We start from the raw sequence: 16,194 nt of genomic DNA, 5'->3' as shown, positions 1-16,194 counted from the left end.
TGTTTTTAGGGGCTTGCACCCGGTACTTGACGGGTTTTACCCCGCACGCAGCAGATCGGACAGGGCGACCACGGTCGCCACCTGCGTCCATGCGCTGTCGACATCGGCGCCGTCGGCGAGCGCCACCGTCCGCAGATCCGCCAACGCCGCCGGATCGAGGGTACCGAGTCCCGCTCGGTCGGTCAGCAGGTGGCTGACCCACTCGTCGGCCAGCGCCTCGGTCAGGTCGGCATCGGCCGGGACGAGCACCATCGACGCCCCGCACGAGCCTGCGGCCACCGCCTCGATCAACGCCAGCTCCGCCGAGCCGCCGAACTGGAAGGTCCGCGATTCGAAGGTCAGCTCGGTGTCGGTGCGCAACCGGTCTGCCGCACCGGCTAATTGGTCGTAGTCGAGCGTGCGCGCCCCGACGAAGGCCGGGTCGGTGCCGCGCAGCACCCGCGTGCGGTGTGCGTAGGTGACCGGCCGCGGCGATTCGGCCGCGATCTGGGCGGCCACCGCGGGATCGTCGAGCACGAGCCAGTCGACCTCGCCTGCCACCGGCGCCGTGGCACCGGTGAGCCCGGTCTTCACGACCGGTCCCGCCGGAATCGGCGCGTCGAGCGAGGCCACCGGTACCACCGCGGCCCCGGCCTTGAGCACGGCCCAGGTCGCCACCACGGCATCGACCCCGCGGTCGAACCGCACGGCGACACCGTCGCCCGGGCCGCAGCCACGGGCGGCGAGCACGCGCGCCAGGCGGGACGAGCGGGCATCGAGTTCCTGGTAGCTCACCGCGTCCTCACCGAAGACCAGCGCGGGACCGTCGGGGTCGTCCTCGACCACGGCGGTCAGCGCCTGCGTCAGCGCGGTGCCGGTGGTGGCGGTGCCGCCCTTGGCTGCGGACTCCTGCGCGGACTCCGCGGCGGACTGCACCCGCTCGCGCTCTTGCGCGTCCAGCAGGTCGATATCGCCGACCCGCACCAGAGGATCGGCCACCACCGCGGTCAGCACCCGGTCCAGCCTGCGGCACAGCGCCTGCACCGTCGACTCGTCGAAAAGGTCTGTCGCGTAGGTGATCGCGGTGATCAACTCGTCGGGCGCACCGTCGGGGCGGTGCCGCGGGTCGACGTTCACCTGCAGGTCGAACTTTGCCGCGATCTCGCCGCCGTCCAGTCCGGTGACGGTCAGGCCGGGCAGCTCCAGCGACGGCTGCTCGTTGTTCTGGAACGAGAGCACCACGCCGAACAGCGGGTTGTAGACCGAGGCGTGACCGGCGGCCACCACCTCGGCGACCCGTTCGAACGGGATGTCCGCGTTGGCGAAGGCGGCCAGGTCTGTCTCGCGGGCCCGGTCGATCAGTTCGGCGAACGTCACGCCGGGCTCGACAGCGGTACGCAGCGTCAGCGTGTTGACGAACATGCCGACCAAGTCGTCCAGCGCGCGTTCGCCGCGGCCCGCGATCGGGGTGCCGATGGCGATGTCGCTGCTGTTCGACTGCCGGGCCAGCAGCACCGCCAGCGCGGCGTGCACGACCATGAACAGCGTCGAATTGTGTTCGCGCGCCAGCCGAACCAGCGCCGCGTGCACGTCGGGCGACACGGCGAAGCCGGTGGAGGCACCGCGCATCGACGGGATGGCGGGGCGCGGGCGGTCCAGCGGCAGGTTCAGCTCGCCGGTCAGCCCGTCGAGCTGGCTGCGCCAGTACGCCAATTGCCGTGCCGCGATGGAGTTCTCGTCGTCATCGGTGCCGATAACCGTGCGCTGCCAGCCGGCGAAGTCGGCGTACTGCACCTCGAGCGGCGACCAGCGCGGCGAATTACCGCCGATGCGAGCGAGATACGCGGTCACCAGATCGCGCGCCAGCGGTGCCATCGAGGCGCCGTCGGCGGAGATGTGGTGCACGACCAAGGCGAGCAGGTGCTCGTCCTGGCCGACCGCGAGCAGCAGCGCCCGCACCGGAACCTGTTGCGTCACATCGAAGCCGGTGGCCATCAGCTCGGTGATGCGACCGAGCGGATCCGCGGTGGTGACCGTCTCCAGGCCGCCGGGCAGTGCCTCGCCGACCGAGAGGATCTCCTGGTAGGCCACTCCGGACGGGTCCGCGGGGTAGCGGGTGCGCAGGGTCTCGTGCCGCTCCAGCACGTCGGCGACGGCGTTGCGCAGCGCGGGCACGTCGAGCACGCCGGACAACCGGATGGCCAGGGGGATGTTGTAGGCGGGCGAGTCCGGATCGAACTGGTTGAGCACCCACATCCGTTGCTGGGCAAGCGAAAGCGGCACCCGATCGGTGCGCGGCATCCGGGCCAGCGGCGGCCGCGCGCCGGCCGCCTTGGCCGCGCCGGGCACCACGCGGGCGGCCAGCGCCGCGACGGTGGGCGACTCGAACAGTTCGCGCACCACGAGGTTCGCGTCCAGTGCCTCGTTGATCCTGGCGACCACCCTGGTGGCGAGCAGTGAGTTGCCGCCGAGGCCGAAGAAGTCGTCGTCCAGGCCGATCTCGTTGGCACCGAGCAGTCCGGCGAACACCTCGGCGACCGCCTGCTCGACCGGCGAGCCGGGCGCGCGGAAGGTGGCCGTGCTGAGGAACTCCGGTGCGGGCAGGGCCTTTCGATCCAGCTTGCCGTTCGGCGTCAGCGGCAGCACGTCCAGCACCACGAGCGCGTCCGGAACCATGTAGCCGGTGAGGAATTCGCCCACCTGACCGCGCAATTCGAGCGGGTCGAGCTGAGCACCGGTGTCGGGCACCACATAGCCGATGAGCCGGCCGCCCGCGTTCTCGTCGGTGCGCACCAGCACCACCGCCTGGCTCACGCCAGGGCAGCGCACCAGCGCCGACTCGATCTCGCCGAGCTCGATGCGGAAGCCGCGCAACTGCACCTGCTGATCGCCGCGGCCGGCGTATTCGAGCGTCGCCTGCCCGCCGAAGCCGACCCAGCGGCCGATGTCGCCGGTGCGGTACATCCGGGATCCGGGCGCGCCGAACGGATTCGCGACGAACCTGGTCGCGGCCAGGCCGGGGCGGCCGAGGTAACCGCGGGACAGCTGCTGACCGGCGACGTAGATCTCGCCGGCCACGCCGACCGGCGACGGGTGCAGCCGATCCTCGAGCACGTAGGCGTCCAGGCCGGGCAGCGCGCGGCCGATGACGCTGGCCGCGTTGTCCACCATCTGCTCGTCCAGCGACAGGTACGACACGTGCACCGTGGTCTCGGTGATGCCGTACATGTTCACCAACCAGGGCGCGTCCACCGCGTGCCGGTCGTACCAGCGCTGCAGCTGGCGCAGGTCCAGGGCCTCACCGCCGAACACCACGTAGCGCAGCGCGAACTTGGCCTGGTCGGCGGTCTGCGCGGCCCGGTCGGCCTCGGCGAGCTGATAGAACGCCGACGGCGTCTGGTTGAGCACGGTGACCTGCTCGCGAATCAGCAACTCGCGGAACAGTTCCGGGGACCGGGAGGTGAGGTAGTCGACCACCACGACGGTGCCGCCGTTGGCCAGCGCGCACCACAGCTCCCACACCGAGAAGTCGAAGGCGAACGAGTGGAACAGGGTCCACACGTCGGTCTCGTCGAACTCGAACATCATTTGGGTGTTCGCGAACAGCTGCACCACATTGCGGTGCGCGACGCCGACACCCTTGGGCACGCCGGTGGAGCCGGAGGTGTAGATGACGTAGGCCAGGTTGTCCGGCCGCAGCGGCGCGGTGCGTTCGGCGGACCGGATCCGGCCGTCCGCGAAGTCCGCCGTGTCCTCCAGCAGAATCACCGGAATATCGCCCGCGGGAACGGATTCCAGCTCACCGGCGGTGGTCAGGATGCAGGCCGGGGCCGCATCGGTGAGCATGAATTCCAGCCGCTGCGCGGGGTAGGTCGTATCGATCGGCAGGTATCCGGCACCGGCGGTGAGCACCGCGAGCAGCGCGACCGGCAGCTCCTCGGTACGCGGAACCGCAACGGCGACTAGGGATTCCGGGCCGACGCCCTGGGCGATCAGCGCCCGCGCCACCTTGTTGGCGCGGCGCTGCAACTCACCGAAAGTCAGCGTGGTGTCGCCGTAACGGATCGCTCCGGCGTCCGGACGACTGCGGGCCTGGGCACCGATCAGGTCCACCAGGGTCACCTCGGGCACCGCGGCACCCGGGCTGTTCCACTCGTGCAGCACCAGCTCGCGCTCGCCCGGGGCGAGCACGTCGATGTCGCCGATGGTCACGTCGGAATCGTTCGCGACCGCACGCAGGATCCGGCCGAAGCGATCGGCGAAGTCCTGCACGGTGGCCTCATCGAACAGATCGGTGGCGTAGGTGAACGCCGCCGAAATGCCTTCGGCCGCACCGTGCCTGTCGATCCGTTCCACCAGCGCCAGTTGCAGGTCGAACTTCGCCAGCGGCATCGCGAGATCGACCGCCGACACCGAAAGGCCGGGCAGTTCCAGCTCGGTGCGCGCCAGGTTCTGGAAGGTCAGCATCACCTGGAACAGCGGGTGCCTGGCCGCCGAGCGCGCCGGATCCAGCAGCTCGACCAGCCGCTCGAACGGCACGTCGGCGTGGCCGAACGCATCGACGTCGATCCGGCGCACCTCGCGCAGCAGGTCGTCGAACGTCGCGCCGGAGTCGATATCGGTGCGCAGCACCAGGGTGTTGACGAACATGCCGATCAGGTCGTCCAGCGCGGCCTCACCGCGGCCGGCGACCGGGGTGCCGACGGCGATGTCGCGCGTGCCGGACAGGCGAGCCAGCAGCACGGCGAGGGCGGCGTGCACGACCATGAACAGCGTCGAATTGTGGTTGTGCGCCAGGCGGCTCAGCGCGGCGTGCACCTCGGGGCCGATCTCGAAGCCCAGCGTGGCGCCGTGGTTGGAGGACACCGCGGGACGCGGCCGGTCCGCGGGCAGCTCCAATTGCTCGGGCAGCGCGGCCAATTGGGTGCGCCAGTACTCGATCTGCTTGGCCAGCACCGATTCCGGATCGTCCTCGGCGCCGAGAATCTCGCGCTGCCAGATCGCGTAGTCGGCGTACTGCACCTCGAGCGCGGGCCATTCCGGTGCGCCACCGCGCATCCGGTCCAGGTAGGCGGCCATCAGGTCGCGGGTCAGCGGGCCCATCGAGAAGCCGTCACCCGCGATGTGGTGCACCACGCAGACCAGCACGTGCTCGGTGTCGCTCAGCTCGAGCACCCGAACCCGCACGGGCGGTGCGACGGTCACGTCGAAGCCCTCGGTCACCACCGCGGCGACCAGCCCCGGCAGCTCGGCCTCGGTGGCCTGCTCGACCACGAACTCTGGCACCGCGCGCGGATCACCGGTGGCCAGCACCCGCTGGTAGCCCTCGCCGTCGACCTCCGGATACACCGTGCGCAGCACCTCGTGCCGCTCCGCGAGATCGCGCACGGCGGCGCGCAGCGCGTTGAGATCGAGGTGTCCGGACAACCGCACCGCGGCCGGAATGTTGTTGACGGCACTGGCCGGATCGAACCGGTTCAGGAACCACATCCGCTGCTGCGCGTAGGACAGCGGTACCCTGGCCGGACGCGGCCGGGCGTGCAACGCCTGTCCCGCAGCCGAACCCGCATGCTGCTCGACCCGTTCGGCGAGCGCGGCCACGGTGGTCGCCTCGAACAGCAACTGCACCGGCACCCGCACCTGCAACGCCGAGCCGATCCGGGCGGCGGCCTGCGCGGCCAGCAGCGAGTTGCCGCCGAGCTCGAAGAAGTCGTCGTCCACGCCGACGCGACCCTCGTCCCCGGACATCAGCAGCGCGGCGAACACGTCGGCGACGATCTCCTCGACCGGCGTGGACGGCGCGCGGAAAGCCTTGGCGGCGAACACCGGAGCAGGCAGTGCCGCGCGGTCCAGCTTGCCGACCGGGGTCAGCGGGATCTCGTCGAGCACCATGATGGCGGCGGGAATCATGTACGCGGCCAAGGACTCCCCGAGGAACTCGGCGAGTTCGCCGGTGTCCACGGTGGTTCCGGGTCGCGGCAGCACGTAGGACACCAGCGCGGTCGCGCCGGACGGCAGCGTCTTGCCGAGCGTGGCCGCGTAGTCGATGTCCGGATGCGCGGTCAGCGCGTTGTCGATCTCGCCGAGTTCGATACGGAAACCACGGATCTTGACCTGGAAGTCGGAGCGCCCGAGATACTCGATCACGCCCCCGTCTTCGGATTCGGTGCGGCGCACCAGGTCTCCGGTGCGGTACAGCCGCGCGCCAGGAGTGTCGGTGTCGGCGCCGAACGGGCTGGCCACGAAACGCTCCGCGGTGAGCCCCGGCTTACCCAGATAACCCTGGGCGAGCGCCGGACCGGACAGGTACAGCTCGCCGACCACACCGGCGGGCACCGGCCGCAGCCGCGAATCCAGTACGAACGCACCGACTCCCGGAATCGCCGAGCCGATCGTGATGACGTCGTCGGGCAGCATCCGCGCCGAGCTCGTCGCGAGAATGGTGGCCTCGGTCGGCCCGTAGCCGTTGTAGAACTCGCGGTCGGCGGCCCAGCGGCCCACCAGTTCCGGGCCGAACTTGTCGCCGGCCACCACCACGACGCGCAGGTCGTCCAGGCCGGTCGGGTCGACCGATTCCAGGGCGCCCGGCGTGATCAGCATGTGCGTGACCCGTTCGCGGCGCAGCAGATCGGCGAGTTCGTAGCCGCCGAACACCGACGGCGGCGCGATCACCAGCGTCGCCCCCGTGGAGAAGGCGAGCAGCAACTCCAGCACCGACACATCGAAGTTCGGCGAGCACACGTGCAGCACGCGCGAATCGGCGGTCACCCCGTAGTGGTCGCGCTCGGCGGCCACCAGGCCGGCCAGGCCGGTGTGGGTGACCACGACGCCCTTGGGCCGCCCGGTCGAGCCGGAGGTGTAGATGACGTAGGCCGGGTGCCGCTCGTCCAGCGGACGCACCCGGTCGGTGTAAGAGATCGGGTGCTCGGGCCGGGCGGCGATCCGCGCGGCCTGCACCGGATCGTCGAGCTCGATCCAGTACACGCCGGTGCCGAGCACCGGGCGGTGGGCCGAGGTGGTGAGACCGACCACGGCGCCGGAATCGGAAAGGATGTGGTTGATGCGATCGGCCGGGTACGCCGGATCGACCGGCACGTACGCCGCGCCGGTCTTCGCGATGGCCCAGACGGCGACCACGGACTGCAGGCTGCGGGCGATACCGATGGCGACCACGTCGCCCGGTCCGACACCGCGCTCGATCAGTTCCCTGGCCAGCCGCGAGGAGGCCGCGTCGAGCTGGCCGTAGGTGAGCTGGCGTTCGTCGTCGAGCTGGCCCGACGGATTGAAGCGAACAGCGACCTCATTGGCCTCGGATTCGACGGCGGCGGTCAGCAACTGCCCGAACAGCGGGCTGCCCGACCTGCGGCGACGGCTACCACGAGCGGAACGACGGGCAGTTTCCATTCGAGTGCATTCACCTCTCGCATCGAGCTAGGACCCGGCCCAACCCCCATATCAAGGGCGTATCGTCCGGGGCCAGCGCGGTCCGAGCAATCATATAAGGGACTGTTCGGTGTCCACGCAGTGCTGTCTTGGATTAATACGGCCCGCTGACAGCGGTCCGCCCCCTTGTTGGGCTCCTGTTCTCACGTCGTACATCCGCCGCTACCCCCATGGAAGCGGTGTCTTGCCAGATGCCAGGGTTTATATCGGTCTCGAGCCGGTCGCGTTGCAGGAGTACCCGGATCGGTGAACTAGTTCACAACCAACCACGCCGGGTTGCCTGCACCCCGGCCTGGAATCGGGTGCTCGCGCCGAGCCGCTCCAGCAGTCGCGCGGTCCGGCGGACCACAGTACGCCGCGACATACCGAGCCTGCGCGCGATGGTGTCGTCGGTGGCACCGAGACCCATCAGGGTCAAGATCGCGCGGTCACGTTCGTCCAGCGCCTCCGCCGTCGGGTTCACCGAGATCGGAGCGGCCAGTGACCACAGCACGTCGAAGGTTTTGATCAGCAGATCCAGCGCGGGTGAGCCGGTGATCCGCAAGCCCATGGGGTCCGGGCGGCGTTCGTCGACGTGCAGCACCAGGCTAGCGCGTTCGTCGTCGCTGATAATCATTTTGAACGGCGGCTCGGGCAGCGTGCGCGCCTGTGCCCCACTGGCATTGGTGGACAGCGCGTGCCGCAGCCGTTCCGGATCCTGATAGATGGTGTCCTGGTAGAGCGTCTGGTAGCGGATGCCCTCGCCGAGCCGGCCGCGTTTGAGCAGGAACAACTGCCGCTCACGCTCGACATCGCTCAGATACGGTCCGCGCTCGATGACCTTGACGCCGCTGCGCGCCGCGGTCTGCATCTCCTCGAAATCGGCGAGCATCTCCAGGCGTTCGAAGACCGGCACCACGGCGCCGTTGCTGCGCGGCGAGCGGCGCACCGAACGGAACGTCTCGCTGAGCCGCGCTGCGGCCGTGTGCATCTGGTTGATCTGCTGCTGTCTTCGCCGAGCCTCGGCCTCCGACAACGACTCCGGGGCGTGGGCGTCCCACACCGCGGGCGCGCCGTCGGGAGTGCTCACGCGCACGGCGGCGCGCAAGTCACACAGCACGTCCAATGAGGCCGCGGCCGCCTCCTCCGAAACGCCCAGATACTGCGCGATATCGGCGAGACTCGATCGCGGATGATGCACCAGCACGGCATAGGTCCGGCCGTGTGGTGATCCAGGCTCGAAGATGTCGCCCAGCTCGGTCACGGCCCGAGCCTATCGACCGACCGGTCCTTGTGGGGAGCCCTGCCCGCAGAGAGGCGGGGGGATCGGCGGAATATCAAGCCCGGCAGCGAAATCAGTGCGCCGAGGGGCCCCACTGCAGCGGCACACCCTTGGCCGCGAGGTACCGCATCGGATCGATCTTGTTGCCGCCCTGGTCCCAGATCTCCAGGTGCAGGTGCGGACCGGTGGAGTTGCCCCGGTTGCCGACGGTGGCGATCACGTCGCCCGCGTTCACCCGCTGGCCCGCCCGGGCGAGCATCTCGTTCACGTGGCCGTAGACGGCGATGGTGCCGTCGTCCTGCTGCACGCGGACCCAGAGGCCGAAGCCGGACGCGGGGCCCGCCTCGATCACGGTGCCGTTGCTCACCGAGTGGATGGGGGCGCCGATCTGGTCGGCGAAGTCGAGGCCGTAGTGGAATTCGCCCCAGCGGCTACCGAATCCGGAGCTGACCTCGCCGGCGACCGGGCGCACCGCACCCGACGGCGCGGGCGCGACCTGCTGCTGCACACCCTTGAGGATCTGCTCGGCCTGGGCCAGCGGGCCGGCGATCTCCGGCGGCAGGTTCGGCAGGCCGAACGGGGCGGCCACCGGCGCGGCGACCTGGGTGGCGACCGGCGCCTCTGGGGCCGGAGCCTCCGGCGCGGGGGCGATCTTGGTCTGGGCGACCGGCATGATGCCGGTGCCACGGAATGTCATGGGGGCGTCGGCCTCGTCGCCGTCGTGCGCACCGGGCAGCAACGGGCTGGCGACGGCCGGGGCGATCTGGGTGACGGTGCCGATCAAGGCGCCCGCGGCGACCGCGACACCGGCGGCGGCCTTCACCCGCTCGGTCGCGGTGGACTCGACGCGATGCCGCGTCGGCCGACCCGAAATCTCATCGCCGATAAGGCTCATGACGGTAATGGAACTGGGGCCTACCCGATGGTGCGACAAAGCTGCGTCCTTGCGTCCGAAGAACAGGTGGTTCAGCGGGTGCCGGGCCGCTCGCGAGCCGGGTTCGGTAACGATCCGATCAAGCTTGCGATGTAACGGTTTGGCATCCGTTGTGATGGGAACTCTACGCCAGCGTGACCATTCCGCAACCTTCTGCGCAAAGACGCAGGTAAACACTGGGTCGGGCGTCCAGTAAGCCACACTGGAGCCGTGATCATCGATGATTTGGCCGTCCCCATCGTGCTCGCGCCGATGGCAGGCGGACCCTCGACGCCCGAGTTGACCGTCGCCGTCACCGAGGCCGGTGGCTTCGGATTGCTGGCCGCCGGTTACCTCAGTGCGCACGACACCGCCGCCCGGATCACCGCGACCCGCGCCGCGACCGACGCACCGTTCGGCGTCAATCTCTTCGTACCGGGCCCCGCGACCCCCGCCGACCGCTACGCCGGATATCTCGCCGAACTCGCGCGGACCCATTCGGTCGGCGAGGCGAAGTACGACACCGACGACTGGGCCGCCAAGCTGGACCTGCTCGTCGCCGATCCGGTCGCGGTCGTCTCGTTCACCTTCGGCTGCCCGACCGCCGAGGAGATCGCCCAGCTGCATGCGGTCGGCTCGGAGAGCTGGGTGACCGTGACCTCGGCGGCCGAAGCACGGATCGCGGTCGAGCGAGGCGCCGACGTGCTCATCGCGCAGGGTGTGGAGGCGGGCGGGCACCGCGCGACCTTCGTCGACCGCCCCGAGGACGACGCCACCGATCCACTCAGCGTGCTCGTCCTGCTGCAGATTTTGACCGCGACGACGGATCGACCGGTAGTGGCCACCGGCGGTATCAGTACCGGCGCGGGCATTGCGGCAGCACTCGCCGCGGGGGCGGCGGCCGTGCAACTCGGCACGGTGTTCCTGCGCTGCCCCGAGGCGGGTACCAATCCGGTGCACCGCGCCGCGCTGGCCACGGAAACCCCGACCATGCTCACCCGCGCCTTCACCGGCCGCCGGGCCCGTGGCCTGCGCAATCAGTTCATGGTCGAGCACAGCGCGACGGCACCCGCCGCGTACCCGGAGATCCATTACGCCACCGCACCTTTGCGGGCCGAGGCCCGGGCCGCGGGCGACCCGGACAACGTGAATCTCTGGGCGGGGCAAACCCATTCGCTGGCGCCGGAGTTACCGGCCGGCGAACTGGTCCGCACGCTGGCGGCCGATACGAAATCCGCACTGAACGCAGCACTTTCGCGGCGAATCCAGGTTTGTTGACAACGACTTTCGATTAGAATCGGGACGCATCGCATCGGCCATCCACTCTGGAGGAGCGCTATGTCTCTCGATGTCCCCACCGCACTGCTCGAACGCGCCGAACGCGGCGAAGTCGACGACGCCGACTTCGTCGAGGTCGTCCGCACTTCGTTGCCCTACGCCTGGGAAGTGGTGAGTCGGGTGGCCGGCGAACTGCGTTCGGGCACCGCGGAATACGCCGACAACGTGGTTCCGCCGCCGGACGAGGTGGCCCGCGGGCAGCTGCTGCGCGCCATGGCCTCCGACGCGATCCGCGGCGGCCTGGAGCGGCACTTCGGCGTGAAGCTCGCCTTCCAGAACTGCCACCGGGTGGCCGCCTTCCCGCTCGCCGCGGTCGGCGGCGAGACCTACAGCACGTTCATCGGCACCAGGGCCCAGCTGCTGAATCAGAACCCGGAACTGCGTAACTGCTGATCGTCGAACGCAACGGCCCGGCGCGGCAAGGGTTTCCGCCGCGCCGGGCCGATGCGTCGACCGAGTCCGATCAGGACAGCGTGGTGACCGTCAGGTCGCCGTCGGCGTACTGGGCGCGCAGCCGCTTCTTGTCGAACTTGCCGACGCTGGTCTTGGGCACCTCGGCGATGAACGTCCAGCGTTCCGGCAGTTGCCATTTCGCGAACTTGTCGGCGAGGAAGTCACGCAGCTCGTCGGCCTTGGCCTCGGCGCCCTCGGCGAGCACGATCGCGACCAGCGGCCGCTCGTCCCACTTCTCGTCCGGCACGCCGATCACGGCCGCCTCGGCGACGGCGGGGTGACCCATCACGGCGTTCTCCAGGTCCACCGACGAAATCCATTCGCCGCCGGACTTGATCACGTCCTTGGACCGGTCCACCAGGGTCAGGTAGCCGTCGCTGCTGATCTTGCCGACGTCACCGGTGCGCAGCCAGCCGTCGTCGAACTTGTCCGGGTCCACCTCGGCGCCGTCCGGTGCGTAGTAGGAGCCGGTGATCCACGGACCACGAACCTCCAACTCGCCCAGCGCTTCTCCGTCGTTCGGCAGCACGGTGCCGTCGTCGCCGACCAGCCTGGCCTGCACGCTCGCCGGGAATCGGCCCTGGGTGTAGCGGTACTCCCACTCGTCCTCGCCGGTCACGCCGGTCGGCGGATGCGCGACGCTGCCGAGCGGGGAGGTCTCGGTCATGCCCCACGCGTGCAGGATCCGCACACCGTGCTTTTCCTGGAAGGTACGCATCATCGACGGCGGCACCGCCGAGCCACCCACCACCGCGGTGCGCAGATGCGTGATGTCCTGCGGGTGCGCGGCCAGCCCGGCCAGCACGCCGCCCCAGATGGTCGGCACCGCCGCGGCGAAGGTCGGCTTCTGCGCCGCCATCATCTCCAGCAGCGGGCCCGGCTGCAGGAACCGGTCGGGCATCAGCACATTCGCGCCCGACATCAACGCCGCATACGGGATGCCCCACGCGTTCGCGTGGAACAGCGGGACGATGGCCAGGATCGAGTCCCGCCCGGTGAAGGCCATGCCGCTCGGCGAGCACACCTGCATGGCGTGCAGCCAGTTCGAGCGGTGCGAATACACCACGCCCTTCGGGTCGCCGGTGGTGCCGGAGGTGTAACACATTGCCGCGGCGGATCGTTCGTCGATCACCGGGAAGTCGTAGGTGTCCGGCTGTGCGGCAAGGAGTTCGGTGTAGGCGTGCACCTGCACGCCCTCGGGGGCGTCCAGCGTCGACGCGTCGCCGTTGACCACGATGACGTGGCGGACCGTCTTCAGGTTCGGCAAGTACTGGGCGAACATCGGCAGCAGGGTGCCGTCGACCAGCACCACCTTGTCCTCGGCGTGATTGGCCACGTAGACCAGCTGATCGGGGAACAACCGGATATTGAGCGCGTGCAGCACCGCACCCATCGCGGGTGCCGCGATGTAGGCCACCATGTGCTCGTTGTTGTTCCACATGAAGGTGCCGACCCGATCGCCGATGCCGATGCCCAGCTCGCGCAATGCGTTCGCCAGTCGGGCGGCGTCCGCGCCGAGTTCGCGATAGGTCATGGTGCGCACGCCTGTACCGGTCCAGGTGGACACGGTCGAATCGCCGACAAACGTCGATGCGTAGCGCAGCAACGTCGCCAGCGACAACGGCTCGTCCTGCATAGTGCTCAACATCGGAACTCCTTCTTCTTCAGTGACCTGTCCCGCCTCTCCGCGGATTCAGGCCAGATTCAGGTGCAACGGTAGTTGCGTCGGCGGCCGGCGGTAACGCTGTGCTTGGAATTAGCCCGTCCCCGGCGAGTTACCGATGTGCTCACGAAATCAGTCGGCGAATGAGCAGGACGCCGCCTGCGTAGACGAGGGCCGAACAGGCTCACCACCCGGCCGCCCAGCATCGGGCCGTAGCCGAAGCCGAAGTTCATGCCGAGCGACAGGTCGGGCTCGATCCTGGACTGCGGAACGAGGGCGGCGGCAATGGTTTCCGGCCGCATCACCCGGACGCCGTCGAGTTCGCCACCGCGCCGGAAGATCTCGTAGAAGCGCGACAGCTCGTTCGCGGTGCTGACCACGTTCGCCGCGGGCGCGATGCTGCTGAGATAGGCGGGGTCGTTGCCGGTTTCGACGGCCTCGGCGAAGGACACGCCGAGCAGCCGCTCCATCGCCAGCGACAGCGGCGGCAGCGGGGCGATACCGGTCCGGTAGTTCCGCGCGAGGGCGGGAAAATCTCGAGGTGCCACACCGTAATTGGTCCAGCGGAACCCCAGCGGGTTCAGGATCTGCTCGGCGAGCACGGTGCGGATGTCCTTGCCGGTGACGCGGTGAACCACTTCGCCGAGGATGAATCCGCCGGATAGCGCGTGGTAGGACTGAAATCGGCCGGGTGCGACGGACGGCCGCACCGCGCACAGATTCCGTACCAGCAGTGCGCGATCCGCGACGGCTTCGGCGGTGAGTGCTTCTCTCGGCAGGTTCGCCACCCCGGAGCGGTGCGCGAGCACCTGCCCGACGGTGATGGATTCCTTGCCGTGGCAACCGTATTCGGGGATATACCGGCAGATCGGCGCGTTCAGCTCGATCAGGCCACGGTCGACGAGCAGGTGCACGACGAACGCCGTGACGCCTTTCGAGGCCGAGTAGGTGACGAACGGGGTGCTCGGAGTGGCGGGCACCTTCGGTGTCTCCGGGAGATCGTCCGGGCCGTTGCCGTGCGCGTGGCCGAGTGCTCGGTCGAAGACGACAACTCCGTGCCGACGGACACAGACCTGGATCGCGGGATGGACGCCGCTGCGATACACCACCTGCATCCGCCGCCAGATCCGCTCGGCGTAGTCGGGCGGCAGCCCTAGCTCGGTCGGTTCCGCCTCGTCGCCGACGCTCGCGACGGACTCGATGTCGTCCGGAATCCGGCTGCGATGTAGCAGGTCAGGCAGCTTCGAGAGGTTCCGGACGCGAGTCAGCATTGTTCACCCCACACTGACCATGAGCCACATCACATCGCGAATGCTACCCAACGGTAAGGCGGCTAGGGCGGGCCCGATCACTAATGCGCTCCGGAGAGTAAACCGATGGCGTCTGCCCTCAGTCGTGGCAGGTCAGCCCGCATGCGCCGGGTAGGCGTGCACGACGGCGGTGTTCAGCTTGGGGACGACGTGGGTGAGGGTGTGCTCGGCCTCGTGCGCGACGCGGTGCGCATCGGCCAGGGTGATGGTCGGTGCGACGTCCAATTCGACGTCGGCGTGCAGCCGATGCCCGATCCAGCGCATCCGCAGGCTGCGCACGCCTTGCACGCCCGGCTCGGCGGCGAGGGCCCGCTCGGCGGCGGTCACCAGGCCCGGCTCGACCGCATCCATCAGGCGGCGCAGCACGTCCCTGGCCGCGGTGCGCAGCACGGCGAGGATGGCGACGGTGATCAGCAGGCCGATGATCGGGTCGGCCAGCGGGAATCCGAGCGCGACACCCGCCGCGCCCAGCAGCACCGCCAGCGAGGTGAATCCGTCCGTGCGGGCATGCAGGCCGTCGGCGACCAGGGCGGCCGAGCCGATGCGCCGTCCGGTCCGGATGCGATACAGCGCGACCGTCTCGTTGCCGAGGAAACCGATCACGCCGGCCAGCGCGACCCAGCCGAGATGCTGGATCGGCACCGGCGCGATCATCCGGCGAACCGCCTCGTACCCGGCGATCAGGGCCGACAGCGCGATCATGGCGACCACGAACAGGCCGGCGAGATCCTCGGCGCGACCGAATCCGTAGGTGTAGCGCCGGGTTGCCGCGCGGCGTCCGAGGGCGAACGCGATCCACAGCGGCACCGCGGTCAGCGCGTCGGAGAAGTTGTGAATAGTGTCGGCGGCCAAGGCCACCGAGCCGGACGCCAGCACGACCAGCACCTGCAATACCGCGGTGACGCCGAGTACGGCCAGGCTGATCTTCACCGCCCGGATGCCGACGGCGCTGGCTTCCAGTGCGTCATCGACGCTGTCGGCCGCGTCGTGACTGTGCGGCACGAAGATCTCGCGCAGGACCCCGCGCAACCCTTTCGGATGCTCGTGGGTGTGCCCGCCGTGCTCGTGCATGTGCGCATGCACTCCGTGACTTCGGTTGTGCGCGTGGGGTTCCGGGTGCACATGTCGGTGCCCGAAACCTGGAGTGCGTCCGCCGTTTTCGTGATGGCCGCCGCCGAGCTCGGGGCCGGGCTCATCCGTCGCACTCACCACGTCACACTCCGAGAGATGTTGTCCAGTAACATGTTTCGTGCAGCTCATTCCGCTGCCCGCCGTCCCGGTAGCGCGCGAACGGTGGCCTCGTCGCGGTGATGCGGCGGCACTCCGGGGCCGGCGTGCTCGGCGTTGTAGACCGCGTCCACCACCAACTGCCGGACGTGCTCGTTCTCCAGGCTGTAATAAATCGTGGTGCCGGAGCGGCGGGTGCTGACCAGCCGCGCCATCCGCAGTTTGGCCAGATGCTGGGAGACCGAGGGCGCGGGTTTGCCGACACAGCCCGCGAGGTCGTTCACCGAGAGTTCGCGGTCGACCAGCGCCCACAGCACCTGAACCCGGGTCGCGTCGGCGAGCATCCGGAAGACCTCGACGACCAGACCTACCTGGTCGTCCGCCAGCGGGCGGGCTTCCTGGTTATCTGCATTCATACGCAGATAATAGAGCAGACGGATGGGCGCGGCTACCCCGAATCGCACGCGCCCGTGTCCCCCTCGGACCGGAATGGCGGCGACACCCCCTGCGTGGCCGCCGACATGCCGGTCCGTCCCGATCGAACCACTCACATACTTAGTCGCTATGGCACTACTGCGCCAGGCGACCTGCCGAATATCATCCCGAA

9 protein-coding genes are annotated in these 16,194 nt (G+C 69.2%); 2 read left to right on the top strand and 7 right to left on the bottom strand.

Annotated features, from left to right (window positions below):
- Positions 1–36: 36 nt before the first annotated feature.
- From IBX18_RS13295 to IBX18_RS13285, 3 genes are all read right to left on the bottom strand, one after another.
- Positions 37–7,383 (bottom strand): amino acid adenylation domain-containing protein, encoded by a 7,347-nt coding sequence (locus IBX18_RS13295; RefSeq protein ID WP_194834009.1) that lies wholly within the window; start codon positions 7,381–7,383, stop codon positions 37–39.
- A gap of 295 nt (positions 7,384–7,678) precedes the next feature.
- Positions 7,679–8,665: a LuxR C-terminal-related transcriptional regulator gene (locus tag IBX18_RS13290; RefSeq protein WP_107654099.1), complete on the bottom strand. Its 987-nt coding sequence runs from the start codon at positions 8,663–8,665 to the stop codon at positions 7,679–7,681.
- 91 nt (positions 8,666–8,756) lie between these two features.
- Positions 8,757–9,578, bottom strand: coding sequence for a M23 family metallopeptidase (locus IBX18_RS13285; protein WP_147136003.1), 822 nt, complete (start codon positions 9,576–9,578; stop codon positions 8,757–8,759).
- A gap of 249 nt (positions 9,579–9,827) precedes the next feature.
- Here IBX18_RS13285 and IBX18_RS13280 point away from each other — a divergent pair, with 249 nt between their 5' ends.
- Both IBX18_RS13280 and IBX18_RS13275 read left to right on the top strand, forming a co-directional pair.
- Positions 9,828–10,874: a nitronate monooxygenase gene (locus IBX18_RS13280; protein ID WP_194834008.1), complete on the top strand. Its 1,047-nt coding sequence runs from the start codon at positions 9,828–9,830 to the stop codon at positions 10,872–10,874.
- A 60-nt stretch (positions 10,875–10,934) separates the two neighbouring features.
- Positions 10,935–11,327 carry an SCO5389 family protein gene (locus tag IBX18_RS13275; RefSeq protein ID WP_107654096.1) on the top strand — a complete coding sequence of 131 codons (393 nt, stop codon included), beginning with the start codon at positions 10,935–10,937 and terminating at the stop codon, positions 11,325–11,327.
- Between the two features lie 70 nt (positions 11,328–11,397).
- Here the strand turns inward: IBX18_RS13275 and IBX18_RS13270 are convergent, their stop codons facing one another.
- The 4 genes from IBX18_RS13270 to IBX18_RS13255 all read right to left on the bottom strand — a co-directional run bounded on the left by IBX18_RS13270 (position 11,398) and on the right by IBX18_RS13255 (position 16,003).
- Positions 11,398–13,035, bottom strand: a complete 1,638-nt coding sequence (locus tag IBX18_RS13270; RefSeq protein WP_194834007.1) for a long-chain fatty acid--CoA ligase — start codon at positions 13,033–13,035, stop codon at positions 11,398–11,400.
- Positions 13,036–13,091: 56 nt separating this feature from the next.
- Positions 13,092–14,321: a serine hydrolase gene (locus tag IBX18_RS13265; RefSeq protein ID WP_194834006.1), complete on the bottom strand. Its 1,230-nt coding sequence runs from the start codon at positions 14,319–14,321 to the stop codon at positions 13,092–13,094.
- A gap of 132 nt (positions 14,322–14,453) precedes the next feature.
- The gene (locus IBX18_RS13260) at positions 14,454–15,431 is read right to left on the bottom strand and encodes a cation diffusion facilitator family transporter (RefSeq protein WP_194834005.1); all 978 of its coding nucleotides are present in this window, start codon (positions 15,429–15,431) and stop codon (positions 14,454–14,456) included.
- A gap of 185 nt (positions 15,432–15,616) precedes the next feature.
- Positions 15,617–16,003 carry a metalloregulator ArsR/SmtB family transcription factor gene (locus tag IBX18_RS13255; protein WP_194834004.1) on the bottom strand — a complete coding sequence of 129 codons (387 nt, stop codon included), beginning with the start codon at positions 16,001–16,003 and terminating at the stop codon, positions 15,617–15,619.
- Between the last annotated feature and the right edge of the window lie 191 nt (positions 16,004–16,194).

This window comes from Nocardia sp. XZ_19_369, from assembly GCF_015355715.1.
GTDB lineage: Bacteria > Actinomycetota > Actinomycetes > Mycobacteriales > Mycobacteriaceae > Nocardia.
This window is presented reverse-complemented; position numbering and strand designations above follow the sequence as displayed.

Coding starts and splice junctions, on each gene's coding strand:
- IBX18_RS13285 (WP_147136003.1), bottom strand. CDS start 9,578: ATGAGCCTTATCGGCGATGAGATTTCGGGTCGGCCGACGCGGCATCGC.
- IBX18_RS13255 (WP_194834004.1), bottom strand. CDS start 16,003: ATGAATGCAGATAACCAGGAAGCCCGCCCGCTGGCGGACGACCAGGTA.
- IBX18_RS13295 (WP_194834009.1), bottom strand. CDS start 7,383: ATGGAAACTGCCCGTCGTTCCGCTCGTGGTAGCCGTCGCCGCAGGTCG.
- IBX18_RS13265 (WP_194834006.1), bottom strand. CDS start 14,321: ATGCTGACTCGCGTCCGGAACCTCTCGAAGCTGCCTGACCTGCTACAT.
- IBX18_RS13275 (WP_107654096.1), top strand. CDS start 10,935: ATGTCTCTCGATGTCCCCACCGCACTGCTCGAACGCGCCGAACGCGGC.
- IBX18_RS13260 (WP_194834005.1), bottom strand. CDS start 15,431: ATGCACGAGCACGGCGGGCACACCCACGAGCATCCGAAAGGGTTGCGC.
- IBX18_RS13270 (WP_194834007.1), bottom strand. CDS start 13,035: ATGTTGAGCACTATGCAGGACGAGCCGTTGTCGCTGGCGACGTTGCTG.